Below are 11,456 nucleotides of genomic sequence, written 5' to 3'. Positions count from 1 at the left end.
TGGGAGGCGGCCGGCTGGATCAAGGGCCGCATCAACGGCCACTGGTGAGGTAGCGGGCCGGGCCGCTGATTGGGCCGCGGGTCAGGCCGGGTGGTTGCGCATGGCCGACGGCGCCGCGATCGGGGCGCGCGTGGTCAGGCGCGGCAGGCTCAGACCCTCGTGGGCTTTGGTGATGCGGCCGAACACCGCGGCCCGATCCATCGGGCGGTGCGGCAGGTCCAGCGCACGCCGGACGTCCGACGGCACCAGGCTCGCGGCCGCGTCCACGACCGTCGTGCAGGACCGGTGCGCGGTGACGGAGTTCTCGGCGACCCCCGGGCAGGCCTTGGCGTTCTCACGCAGGTTCATGACCGCACGACGCCCGGCGGTGGTGGCGCGTGCCCGACCCCGGGACCCGCGCAGTAGCTGCTCGAGCTCGCGCACCGACGTGGGGAACGAGGCGGCCCCCTGCAGATGGGCGATGCCAGCCCACTGGCGCACGTACTCATCGGACTCGGCCGCCGTGAGCGGGGCGGCGGCGAAACGCTGGAACGCCGCGAGCAGCGACCAGGCCGTGGCGGCCAGCGCCCACGCCGTCAACTCGGGGTCCGCGCCATAGAAGTACTGCCCGTGCTCGGTGGTGCCCCTGTACGAACCGCGATCCCGGTGGGCGTGCTCGATGGTCACCACCGCGTCATCCACCGTGCCGAACGTGGTGATCTCCACCAGGTCATGCAGGTAATCGTCGATCGCCCACGGATTGTCCGCCGCACCGCTGGCCTCGGCGATGGAGGCGTAGGCCGGGTTGGCGAGGAGCATGAGCAGGGCCGTGGTGATGCCGAGCGGGGTGGCCGCGTCTCCGTGCACCCGCCAGATCGGATCGCCGGGGCGGAACCAACGCGGGCCGGGCACATCTAGAACCGAACACACAGGGGAGTCAGACGTGTCGCGTGGAGCGAGTGGTGACACGGGCACCCCCTGGGTCGTGGTGGTAGCGCACCGAGGCTACCGGCTGAGACATGCTAGCGACTTTAGCGCGGCGGGTGTGTGCGCAAATGAGTTAGGTAAGCAATTTCTGAAAATCGGATTCGGAGCCGTGGCCCGATCCCGTCGACGGCGTGCCCTCTAGGCTGGGCGGGAACCATCAATGGAGCCCCGACCCTCAAGGAGACTTCCGTGACCTCCTCCGCACTTCCTTCCCCCCGGACGGGCCCGATCGTGCCGGACCGGTTCGCCGGCCGGACGGCGATCGTCACCGGCGCCAGCCGCGGCATCGGCCTGGGAATCGCGCGCCGACTCCTCGCGGAGGGCGCCTCGGTGATCATCACCGCGCGCGGGCAGGAGGGGCTGGACGCGGCCCTCGCCGAGCTGGACGCGCCCGGCCGGGTGGTCGCCGTGGCCGGCAAGAGTGACGACGAGGACCACCAGCGCGAGACCGTCGCCCGGGCCGAGTCCGAGTTCGGTCCGGTCGATTTCCTGGTCAACAACACCGGCATCAACCCGGTCTACGGTCGCACGATCGACGTGGACCTGACCGCGGCGCGCAAGATCGCCGAGGTCAACAACCTGGCCACCCTGGCGTGGACGCAGAAGGTCTACCACTCGGGCCTGGCCGAGCGCGGGGGAGCGGTTGTCAACATCGCCTCCATCGCCGGGCTGGCGCCGTCCCCGGGAATCGGCTGGTACGGGGCCACCAAGGCGCTCGTGATGCGGCTGACCCAGGAGCTGGCGGTCGAGGTGGGGCCGGCGGTGCGGGTCAACGCGATCGCGCCGGGCGTGGTCAAGACCCGCTTCGCCGAGGCGCTGTATGAAGGACGCGAGGAGGCCATGGGGGCGGCGCTGCCCGCCGGACGGCTGGGGGTGCCGGACGACATCGCCGGCCCGACCGCCTTCCTGCTCTCCGACGACGCGCACTGGATGACCGGGCAGACCCTGGTCGTAGACGGAGGCGCCCACATCGTCGGCGCGGGATTGCAGGGCTGAGATGACATCGATTCAGGAATTCTGTGCCTCGACCGGGCGCACCCTCGAGGCGAGTCCGCCCATGGCCGTGGCCGCGCAGCCGCTGACCTGGGTGGACAGCCCGCCGTGGGAGCGCATCGAATCCCCCGAGCCGTCCGCCGTGATCTACGTGGACCCCGGCGCGCACCGGGATGGCTTCTCGCCCAACGCGGTGGCGACCTGTGCGCGCGTGTCGCCGTCGATGGACACCGAGCAGGCCGTGGAGATGATCGTCTCCACCGCCGACGCCCTGGCCGACTGGGCGCCGCTCGAGCAGGTGGCCGGCGAGGGTGACGAGTCCGCCGGCGCCGTCCGCAGCGTGTACCGATACCTTCGCGGGACCTACACGGCCGAGCCCGGGCAGATGGCGACCTCGAGCCTGATCGTCGGGTGGAGCGACGACGAGGCGACCTACGTCTTCCAGTTCGTCGTCACCGGATGGCGCGAGGACGCCGCCGTACACGACGACGCCATGAGCTGCCTGCTCCTCGGCGAGTGGACGGCGGCGCAGATCATCGACGCGATGCGGGGATAACGTGACCTGCGCCTCCCCGGCCGGGGAGGCGCGAGACCAGTGGAAAGGGTGGACGATCAAGTGGAGCTTCGTGAACTCAGCGTGACCGGGGCGTGGGAGATCACCCCGCGCCGGATCGCGGACGACCGTGGCGTGTTCCACGAGGCGTTCACCGACCCCGCGTTCCGGGAGATGACCGGTCACCGGCTCGACCTCGCGCAGGTCAACGTGTCGGTCTCCGGCGAAGGGGTCCTGCGTGGACTGCACTACGCGGAGGTTCCCCCGGGCCAGGCCAAGTACGTGCTGTGCCCGTCCGGGACCGTGTTCGACGTGATGGTCGACGTCCGCATCGGCTCGCCGACCTTCGGCGAGTGGTCGGGCGTCATCCTCGATGCCGCCGAGCAGCGGGCCGTCTACATCCCCGAGGGGGTTGCCCACGGATTTCTCGCACTCGAGCCCCAGTCGACGGTGATGTACCTCGTCTCGGAGGGGTGGCGGCCCGGTGCGGAGCACACGATCGACCCGTTCGACCCCAAGATCGACATCGACTGGCCCGCGATGGCGCTGGACGGCACCCCTATCTCCCACGTCATGAACGAGCGTGACCGCACCGCTCCCAGCCTGCTCGACGCGGCGGCGGCCGGCCGACTGCCGCAGTGGGACGACTGCGTGGCGCACATCGAGCGACTGCGTGAGGCCACGCCGCAGGTCGATGCCCTGTGGCGCCCGGGCGATTGACGGGCCTGCACGCACGGGGGTGGGCCGGGATCGGTGAATCCAGGGGTGGCTCGCCGCGCCGAAATTAGATACCCTATGGGGTATATGGGCCAGAAGGTTCGGGGCGCACGCGATACCGTGTTGCACGAACCGCCGGAGTTGTCGGCACGATCAGAGGAGATCACCATGTGTTACCCCGTCACCTGCACCGTCTGCGGCAAGACCACCTGGGACGGCTGCGGCGAGCACATCGACTCGGTCAAGGCCAGCGTCCCGGCTGAGCAGTGGTGCGATGGACAGCACAGTTCGGCCGGCTGAGTAGGAGAGGCACCGTCGGGGCCGACGGTGACGGGGGCGTCGTCGTCGTCTTTTCCCCTATCCCGGCGCAGCCGGGGGTAGAACCGAGGCAACGACCCCTCGTCCCGCCCGGAGGCCCACGGTGACCACCCCTTTCGTCCTTGTCGAGCGCAGCGGCCCGATCGCGCGCGTCATCCTCGACCGACCCGAGCGACGCAATCCGCTCTCCCTGCAGATGATGCGGGAGGCCACCGCCGCGATCCGCGAGCTCGGCGAGGATGCCGACTGTCGCGTGGTGGTGCTCACCGGCACCGGCCCGGCGTTGTCGGCGGGGCACGAACTCGGCGAGATGGTGGACCGCACCCTCGATCAGGAGCGGGAGGTCTTCGACACCTGCGTCGAGCTGATGGAGTCGATCCAGGAGATCCGGCAGCCGGTGATCGCCGAGGTCCAGGGCCATGCGGTCGCCGCGGGATGCCAGCTCGTGGCCACCTGTGACCTCGCCGTGGCCGTCGACTCGGCGCGCTTCGGGACCCCCGGTGTGAACATCGGCCTGTTCTGCTCGACGCCCATGGTGGCGGTCTCGAGGAACATCGGCCGCAAGCGTGCACTGCACATGCTGCTCACCGGCGAGACCATCGACGCACAGACCGCCGTCGACTGGGGTCTGATCAACGAGGCGGTCCCGGCCGACCAGCTGCGGGCCCGGGTCGATGCACTCGCCACCGGCATCGCCGGGGCCAGCCCGCTCACGCTGAAAATCGGCAAGCAGGCCTTCTACCGGCAGATCGACCTGCCGCAGGACGAGGCCTACCGCGAGATGGCGGAAACCATGGCGACCAACGCCGTCACCTGCGATGCGCAGGAAGGGATGACCGCGTTCCTGGAGAAGCGCACGCCCGAGTGGCGCGGCGAATGACCTGACCGGGTCAGGGATCCAGGGGTCGGCGCCGATCGAGTTCCCGGAGGAACTCCGGGTCATCGTCAGGCGCGATCACGCGCGGGGGAGCGGGCCGTGAACCGGGTCCGAAGGCCCGCCACAGCAAAAAGCCCACCGTGATCACCCCGATGAGTGCGAACAGCCAGATCACTCGAACCTCCTTCCCACCACGATACGTATCCTGGCAGTCATGAGCGAGCGAGATGAGTCAGTTGATTCCACGGATTCCACCGAGGACCAGTCGGCGGAGCAGTGGGAGACGCCCAAGCTGGATTCTCCCGGCGCTCGGCTCGCCAGGAACATGGTGTTCTACACCATCATCCGGCTGCTCCTGGTCCTGGCGCTGACCCTGGCGATCATCGGGATCGGACTGCTGTTTTCCGTGCAGATCAACCCGCTGGTCGCGGCGATCCTCGCGGTAGTGATTGCACTGCCGCTGTCGATGGTGTTGTTCAACAAACTGCGCGCCCAGATCAACTCGGACATCGCCGCCGTCGACGAGGGGCGTCGTCTCAAGCGCGAGGACCTTCGGCGTCGAATGAACGAGGCGTGAGTCCCGCCGATCCCCTGGTCGGGAACAGCGCGACAGTGCCGCATTAGCGACTGTGCAAAACGACAAACCGGGCCGGACCCGAGGTGGATCCGGCCCGGTTTTCGTTCTGAGCTGGTGTCAGCCGCCGCGTCGCGCCGGGGTGGCTAGCGCGGGGCCGGGGCGCCCGAGCCCATGGATCCGAACGAGTCCAGGGAGCCCATGGGGCTGGAGGACGGAACCGACGTGGGAGCCGGTTGGGCCGGAGCCCCCTGCTGGGTGTCCGTGACGGTGGGCACCTCGGTCGGCGGGCTCGGCTCGGACGACCCGGGCGTGGAAGGCGGGGTCTCGGACTCGCCCGTGTCGCCGGTCTCGCCAGGCGCGGAGGGGTCAGTCGGGTCCGTCGGGCCCGACGGACCCGTGGGGCCGGTCGGCTCGGGCGAGGTGGACGGCGGCGTCGTGGGTGAGGTCTCGCCCGACTCCGTGCCCGGGGTGTCGGTGGTCGACTGCTCGCCGTTCAGCTCATCGCGATCGTCACCGGTGGTGTTCTCGGGATCAGCATCGGTCCGCGGCTGGGCGGGCGTCCACTGGCTGGTCTGAGTCGGCGTGCTGGTGTCGGTTTCCTGGATCGGGGCGAGGCTGCCGGCGTCCGCGTCCGGGACGTACAGCGCGCCCGGGGCGGGCTGCACTCCGATGTAGTAGCGGCTCAAGCAGTGGTCGGTCACGTTCTGGGTGCCGTCGGTGAAGTACGTCATCCCTGGTGTGCCGCCGTCGGCCTCGGTGGCACAGCGCGCGATGAAGCGGCCCGGCTGTGCCTCCTCCTCCGTTGTCTGGCTGGGGGAGGTCAGCTCGGCAGTCGAGGCGGAACGGGGCGCCTCGGAGAGGACCTGAGGCTCCGGTTGCGCGCACGAAGCCGCCAACAGCGCAATCGCGCTGGAGGCAAGGAGCACCCGAGTTCGCATAACGATAGTGTCTCAGTTCTGTCAAAGGATGGCTACCAAAAAAACGTTAAAGACTTCGGATAGTCCGGTAGATCGCATCCGACAGTCCCGGCGCAGTGCACTGCATGCGCGCCTGTCAACGCATTCTCCTGTCACATCGTGTTGCGGATCCGAGATGTTACTAACGGTCTCTTGGTGGGGGTGGTCCACGCCGCGTCCGTCCGTAGTTCTAGGGCCTGCGGCGCCATCGGACATTCCCGTGCGGGGTCCGGAGCGCGCCGACGCGCCGAAACAGGTGTGGCCAGTGTGACTTGTGTGACGTATGGTTCTCGTGTGATTGGGTAGGTCCCGGTCGCGTCACGCCCGCATTCACGAACACAAGGTGGCCTCATGTTCCAGCGACGTCCGTCCCGCACCGTCACCCGTAACCGCTCTCTCGTGCTCGGGGGTGCGCTGGCCGCGCTCGCAGTCGTGGGCGGTGGCACGGTGGTGGCCGTCAACTCCCCGGCCGAGGTCGAGGCCGACGGGATCCAGCTGACGCAGAACACGGCCGGCCAGGCGGGCCAGGCCGCGGCCCAGGAGATGCCGCTCGGAACGGCCGTGAACCTTGATCTCGAGCCGGTGGTTGCCCGTGCCGCGGGTGGGACGATCCCGCCGGGCACCACCGTGAAGGTGACGGGACTGCCGGACGGTCTCACTCAGGACGGGTGGGTCATCTCGGGCACTCCGACCCGCGTCGGCGAGTACGACGTCCTCGTGACGGTGTCCAACGCCGGTGTGTCCCGGTCGCAGCGCGTCACCATCGCCGTCACCGATGAGGCCGACGGGGCCACCTCCCCGGCGCAGGCCACGTCTCCGGCGGCCGGGGCGGATCAGGATCCGTCGACCTCGGGCCAGTCGGGCCCATCTGACCAGTCGGACCAGTCGGACGAGGAGGATTCCACCGACGAGTCCGAGCCGACCCTGTCCTCTGTTCCCGGCGATCCGTCCCGCGCCGACGCCACGACCACCGCCGATGGGGGAGGCGCCGGCGACGGCGCCTCGGGCGGAACGGACGATTCCGGCGCCGGTGGTGTCGGTGACGAGGATGATTCCACCCCGGGAGACGGGGATGACGACGACGACAACGCCGGTGACGGGGTGGACGCCGGCTCGGACCTGTGTGCGCTCCTCGAGGACGGGCAGTCTGACTCCGGCTCGGTCGAGATGCTGCTCCCGCTGCTGACCGGTGATGACTCGGCCGCCACCGGATTCGCGGCCGTGGTGGTCAACGCGCTGGTGGGCCTGCTGCCGTCGGTGCTCGGCGAAGGCGGCCTGTTCGGCGATCTCGGCTCCGGGAGTGAGATGCTGTGCACCCTCGCTCCGTCACTTCTCGGCGGGCTGGGAGGCGCGACCGGCGCGGATGCGACCGGTGCGGGTGCGGATGGGGCCGGCGCGGCCACTACTGCAGGTGCCGGTACGGCCGGGGCCGATGCGCTTCCGTCGACCACCCAGTTGGAAGGTGCGGCCACCGGCCTTCCCGTGTCGCCCACTGTGCTGCTGGGACTGCTCAATTCGGGTACCGGTAGTGCGGGAAACTGACTGCAACACCGATTTCTGAGAAAAACCTTTACGCCGAGCGGCTGAACGCGCGTTTCACAATGGTTTTGCGGGGTAAGGTCTTCGTGTCGTCGTCGGCGCCGCTGGGTGCACCGCCCCGGCGCAGGTCGTCGCCACCCGCTACCAATCCATAAGGGGCACTTCGGAAATGTCTGTCCGCAAGCTCGTCACGGCCTCTGTCGCTGCGTTCGCCGCCGCGGCGCTCTCGGTCCCCGTCGTGAGTGCGCAAAGCTCCGGTTCCGATGCGGGCGAACTGTCCGCTGAAAGCCTGGGCGGGGGAAGTCTCGGAGAAGGCTCGATGGACGGGCTCTCGGCCGACGGGTCGGCTGAGGGTGCCGGGTCCGGAGAGGGCGCCGGGTCGGAGGAAGGCGGCGAAGGTCTCCCGAGTCTTGTCCCCGACGACGGATCGGTCTGTGAGCTGCCGGGCATGGGCGGCTCGATCGCGAAGTTCTACCCGCTCTTCGGCATCACCGGCGTCCCCACCTTCGTGCTCGACATCGTCACCAGCGCGCTGGATTCCTTCCCCAATGTGCTGGACCTTGTCGCCGGCCCCGGTGGAGGCGCCGATCTCATCGGCCAGACCGGCTCATTGGACGAGGGACTGTGCACCATGATCTTCGGTGGCGAGATGGTGATGCCGCCGGTGACGGTGATCGTCGACGGTGACGGCAACCCCATCACCACCGTGACCGGCACGGTCGCCGCCAGGGCCGAGGGTGCTGCAAGGACCGCGACCTCTACGAGCGCCCCGACGTCTGTAAGCGGCGCCGCCGGAGTGTCGGGTCCCACCGGTCTGACCGGTGCGGCCGACGACTCCGGGTCTGCATCCTCTGGCGACGACAACAACGACTCCGCAGGCACCGGTGCCGGCGGAGGAGAGGGCTCCGCCAAAACTCTGCCCACCACTGTCCCCACTCCCTGAGGGGCGAAACACGGCGTTTCGCCAGAGACTTACCCAGCACCACTGCCCGGTCCCGCCTAGGGGCCGGGCAGTTGGCGTTTCGCCGCGTGCCAGGCATCCGGATAGGGCGCGTCGCTCTCCATCGAGGGTGCAGTTGCTAAGTCCTTTTCACGCGCAACAAAGAGGTCTTCCTCACCTCGCCCCGTCGGGCCGGCTGTCGGGCGTAGCGCCCCGGGCAGTCCGGATCGTTCCTGTTGGCCGACCCTGCGCACGTCGCGGGCGGGACCGTACCGCGGCTGCGAGCAGACAATACCCCAGGGGTTTGTTACGTAAGTGACCAAAGTGATCTGTGTGATTTCTGAGCCAGAAGTAGACAGTTGGTGTGCGAGTGGTTAGAGTGGCTGCCGTAATGGTCTGCGCTCTCATTTGGGAGTGAGCGATCGAACCCTTCCGGAAGGAAACATCCGATGCGTGCTCGCCTCGCCCGCCCTCGTCGTATCGTCCGGGGCCGACTCGTTGCCCCTGTCGCCGCTGCTGCCGCTGTCGCCCTCGTTGGCGGCGTCGTCGTCGCGACTCCTGATGCCCCGACCGTCCGCGAGGACGTACGGACCGTCGCGGTCACCATTCCCGGGTTCCAGGTAGATGCGCAATACTCCTACGACCTCAATGGAATCGCCTGGTCCGGCAGCATGGCCGGACTCGAGGTCACCGGTGTTGACGAACTTCCGGACGGGCTGACGTACGAGAACGGTGTCATCAGCGGCACTCCCACCAAGTCGGGTGTGTTTGATCTGACCGTCAAGGGGACGATGAACGGTGAGGCTGTCGAGCTGCCCGTTCAGCTCGCGGTCTTCAACGCCGACGGCACGGCCCCGGCCGGCTTCAATGCGGGATCGTCCGGAGCGGTGCAGGGCAGCCTCGGTGGCGAGGCGCAGGCCGAGGGACAGATCGTCACCGGCTCTGAGGGCGCAGACGCGATCCTGGGTGCGGTGAGCAGCATCGTCGTGGCCCTCGGCGGAGACGCCGGCTCGGTCGGCGACCTCGTGACCGGGTCGACCGGCGGCACTGAAACCCCGGACAACGAATCTCCGGCGCCCGGTTCCCTCGGATCGTCGACCACCGGTGAGGCCACGGGTGAGGCCGGCGGCGAACTGAATACCGAGAGCCTCGGCCCGCTGGGATCGCTGATCGACACCGGGACCGAGACTGAGACCAACACCGGTAGTGGCTCGAACACCGAGGCCGAGACCGCGGGCGGCGGCGAGGTCTCGGTTCCGGGCTCCTCCGTCCCGGGCTCCTCGACGACCGGCACCACCGGCTCGCTGGGCAATCTAGCTCCGGGCCTCGCCCTGACCGGCGCTGCCCTCCTGGGCCTGGCCGGGCTGAGCATCGTGCTCAACGGTGGTTCCTCGACGCCGGGTGCCACCTCGAGCCTGCCGTCGCTGCCGGGCTCGAGCACCACGACCGAGGGCGGATCGAGCGGTTCGAACGGCTCGTCGGGCAACCGTCCGGGCGGCTCGTCCGGCTCGGTGGCCCCGACCGTCGCCGCCGGTTCCCCGGAGCGGGCGCAGGCCCCCGGCCCGACAGTCGCCAACGGACGCGGCTGATCATGTGAAGACTCCCGGCGGCCGGGCAGGCCGTCGGTGACCACGTCGACCCCGGTAGGCATCTCATCCACTGAGATGTCTACCGGGGTGTCGTGCATTTGGGGCTACGGTGGGAAGGTCGCTGTATCGCGGCATTGCTCTGCGAAAGGCCCCCGTGCGACTCTCCCGCCCCGTCATCATCTCCGCCGTAGTTCTGGGCGCCATGTCCATGGCAGGGATCGTCGCGGGGCGGACCGAGGCGCCCGAGAGCGAGCCGCCCGTAGTGGTGGAGACCGCCGACCTTCCGGCCCCATCCGCGGGACCCGATCAGTCCTGACACCGCACTGATTTGCGCACGGCCTTCACCGTTCCAGCTGCGTGTTACAGCTGAGCGTCGTACTTGCGCGTTGTGTTTGCACGAAAGCGGCTGGGGTGCGCGTGGGGATTGGTCCATTCCGGGCGCACAAGTCCCGGCCCGCCAGCCTGTCGCCCTCGTTGGAGCCAACCCACCGTCCAGCTGGCCAACTCCCCGCGCCCGCCAGCCCCGCCGCCTACAGCGCGGCGATGAAGAACCCGCAGCTCACGAGCACGCTCCACGCGAGCATCGCCATCCCGGCCTTCCCGAGCGCGGGGATCAGGTCGGCGCCGGTGGCCCGGGCCCGCACGGGTCCGTTGGCCTTCCACGCGACCGGCATCGCGAGCAGTCCCAGCAGCGCCAAGGGGGTCGCGGGGATCAGTGCCAGCGTCGCCACCAGCGGCACGAGCAGTTCGAGCACCGCGTGCAGTCCGCGGGTGTTGGAGTCGCCCAGCCGCACGGCGAGCGTGATCTTGCCGGCCTCGGTGTCGGAGGGGATGTCACGCAGGTTGTTGGTGAGATTGACCGCGCACGAGAAACTGCCCACCGCGATCGCCGCAACGACGCCGTACCAGGTGATCGTGCCGACCCCCGAGGACTGCAGCTGCGTGAACTGGGTACCGAGCACGGCGACGAGACCGAAGAACACGAACACCGCGACCTCACCCAGCCCGCGGTAGCCGTACGGTGTCTTGCCGCCGGTGTAGAACCAGGCCGCGAGGATGCACACCATCCCCACGAGGATCAGCCACGGCGCGGACAGGGCGCTGAGCACCAGGCCGGCCGCGCCGCCGAGTCCGAGGAAGAAGAACGCGACCCGCTTGACGGTGGCGGGCGCGGCCAGTCCGGACCCGACGAGGCGCAGCGGGCCCACGCGGTCGTCGTCGGTGCCGCGGATCCCGTCCGAGTAGTCGTTGGCGTAGTTGACGCCGATGATGAACGACCACGACACGACCAGCGCCAGCAGCCCCATCCACCACACGAACCCGCCCGCGAGACCGGCCGCCGCCGAGCCGACGAGGACCGGGGCGAACGCGTTGGGCCAGGTCCGTGGGCGGGCCCCCTCGAGCCAGTCGGCCAGGGTGGCGCCGCCGCTG

Annotated in this window: 14 protein-coding genes; 10 read left to right on the top strand and 4 right to left on the bottom strand. The window is 69.2% G+C overall.

Translation table 11 applies throughout. The annotated features are described in order from the left end of the window. Positions 1 to 81 precede the first annotated feature (81 nt). The gene (locus tag G6016_RS11905) at positions 82 to 846 is read right to left on the bottom strand and encodes an oxygenase MpaB family protein (RefSeq protein WP_338403594.1); all 765 of its coding nucleotides are present in this window, start codon (positions 844 to 846) and stop codon (positions 82 to 84) included. 309 nt (positions 847 to 1,155) lie between these two features. Between G6016_RS11905 and G6016_RS11900 the strand changes: the two genes are divergently transcribed. From G6016_RS11900 to G6016_RS11885, 5 genes are all read left to right on the top strand, one after another. Beyond that, positions 1,156 to 1,962: an SDR family oxidoreductase gene (locus G6016_RS11900; RefSeq protein WP_338403593.1), complete on the top strand. Its 807-nt coding sequence runs from the start codon at positions 1,156 to 1,158 to the stop codon at positions 1,960 to 1,962. Between the two features lies 1 nt (position 1,963). Continuing rightward, complete coding sequence (locus G6016_RS11895; RefSeq protein WP_182632856.1) at positions 1,964 to 2,515, top strand: LpqN/LpqT family lipoprotein; 552 nt, start codon at positions 1,964 to 1,966, stop codon at positions 2,513 to 2,515. A gap of 60 nt (positions 2,516 to 2,575) precedes the next feature. Then, positions 2,576 to 3,232, top strand: coding sequence for a dTDP-4-dehydrorhamnose 3,5-epimerase (rfbC, locus tag G6016_RS11890; protein WP_182632855.1), 657 nt, complete (start codon positions 2,576 to 2,578; stop codon positions 3,230 to 3,232). 165 nt (positions 3,233 to 3,397) lie between these two features. After that, positions 3,398 to 3,529, top strand: coding sequence for a DUF8730 family Cys-rich protein (locus G6016_RS17545; RefSeq protein ID WP_277815144.1), 132 nt, complete (start codon positions 3,398 to 3,400; stop codon positions 3,527 to 3,529). 121 nt (positions 3,530 to 3,650) lie between these two features. Next, positions 3,651 to 4,427, top strand: coding sequence for an enoyl-CoA hydratase (locus G6016_RS11885; RefSeq protein WP_182632854.1), 777 nt, complete (start codon positions 3,651 to 3,653; stop codon positions 4,425 to 4,427). A 10-nt stretch (positions 4,428 to 4,437) separates the two neighbouring features. Here the strand turns inward: G6016_RS11885 and G6016_RS11880 are convergent, their stop codons facing one another. Then, complete coding sequence (locus G6016_RS11880; RefSeq protein WP_182632853.1) at positions 4,438 to 4,599, bottom strand: hypothetical protein; 162 nt, start codon at positions 4,597 to 4,599, stop codon at positions 4,438 to 4,440. A 39-nt stretch (positions 4,600 to 4,638) separates the two neighbouring features. Between G6016_RS11880 and G6016_RS11875 the strand changes: the two genes are divergently transcribed. Then, positions 4,639 to 5,001, top strand: a complete 363-nt coding sequence (locus tag G6016_RS11875) for a DUF4229 domain-containing protein (protein ID WP_182632852.1) — start codon at positions 4,639 to 4,641, stop codon at positions 4,999 to 5,001. A gap of 143 nt (positions 5,002 to 5,144) precedes the next feature. Here the strand turns inward: G6016_RS11875 and G6016_RS11870 are convergent, their stop codons facing one another. Continuing rightward, on the bottom strand, positions 5,145 to 5,939 hold the full coding sequence (locus tag G6016_RS11870) for a hypothetical protein (RefSeq protein WP_182632851.1): 795 nt from the start codon (positions 5,937 to 5,939) through the stop codon (positions 5,145 to 5,147). 369 nt (positions 5,940 to 6,308) lie between these two features. Here G6016_RS11870 and G6016_RS11865 point away from each other — a divergent pair, with 369 nt between their 5' ends. The 4 genes from G6016_RS11865 to G6016_RS11850 all read left to right on the top strand — a co-directional run bounded on the left by G6016_RS11865 (position 6,309) and on the right by G6016_RS11850 (position 10,341). Beyond that, positions 6,309 to 7,499 (top strand): hypothetical protein, encoded by a 1,191-nt coding sequence (locus tag G6016_RS11865; RefSeq protein WP_182632850.1) that lies wholly within the window; start codon positions 6,309 to 6,311, stop codon positions 7,497 to 7,499. Between the two features lie 166 nt (positions 7,500 to 7,665). Continuing rightward, positions 7,666 to 8,439 (top strand): hypothetical protein, encoded by a 774-nt coding sequence (locus tag G6016_RS11860; protein ID WP_182632849.1) that lies wholly within the window; start codon positions 7,666 to 7,668, stop codon positions 8,437 to 8,439. Positions 8,440 to 8,885: 446 nt separating this feature from the next. Then, positions 8,886 to 10,025, top strand: a complete 1,140-nt coding sequence (locus tag G6016_RS11855; RefSeq protein WP_182632848.1) for a hypothetical protein — start codon at positions 8,886 to 8,888, stop codon at positions 10,023 to 10,025. Positions 10,026 to 10,179: 154 nt separating this feature from the next. Next, on the top strand, positions 10,180 to 10,341 hold the full coding sequence (locus G6016_RS11850) for a hypothetical protein (RefSeq protein ID WP_182632847.1): 162 nt from the start codon (positions 10,180 to 10,182) through the stop codon (positions 10,339 to 10,341). A gap of 214 nt (positions 10,342 to 10,555) precedes the next feature. On the opposite strand, the gene G6016_RS11845 is transcribed toward G6016_RS11850, so the two are convergent. Continuing rightward, entirely contained in the window at positions 10,556 to 11,440 is an 885-nt protein-coding gene (locus G6016_RS11845; protein ID WP_182632857.1) for a 1,4-dihydroxy-2-naphthoate polyprenyltransferase, read from the bottom strand. Positions 11,441 to 11,456: the final 16 nt, after the last annotated feature.

Source organism: Dietzia aerolata (assembly GCF_014144865.1).
GTDB lineage: Bacteria > Actinomycetota > Actinomycetes > Mycobacteriales > Mycobacteriaceae > Dietzia > Dietzia aerolata.
This window is presented reverse-complemented; position numbering and strand designations above follow the sequence as displayed.

Coding starts and splice junctions, on each gene's coding strand:
- G6016_RS11895 (WP_182632856.1), top strand. CDS start 1,964: ATGACATCGATTCAGGAATTCTGTGCCTCGACCGGGCGCACCCTCGAG.
- G6016_RS17545 (WP_277815144.1), top strand. CDS start 3,398: ATGTGTTACCCCGTCACCTGCACCGTCTGCGGCAAGACCACCTGGGAC.
- G6016_RS11875 (WP_182632852.1), top strand. CDS start 4,639: ATGAGCGAGCGAGATGAGTCAGTTGATTCCACGGATTCCACCGAGGAC.
- G6016_RS11870 (WP_182632851.1), bottom strand. CDS start 5,939: ATGCGAACTCGGGTGCTCCTTGCCTCCAGCGCGATTGCGCTGTTGGCG.
- G6016_RS11865 (WP_182632850.1), top strand. CDS start 6,309: ATGTTCCAGCGACGTCCGTCCCGCACCGTCACCCGTAACCGCTCTCTC.
- G6016_RS11860 (WP_182632849.1), top strand. CDS start 7,666: ATGTCTGTCCGCAAGCTCGTCACGGCCTCTGTCGCTGCGTTCGCCGCC.
- G6016_RS11855 (WP_182632848.1), top strand. CDS start 8,886: ATGCGTGCTCGCCTCGCCCGCCCTCGTCGTATCGTCCGGGGCCGACTC.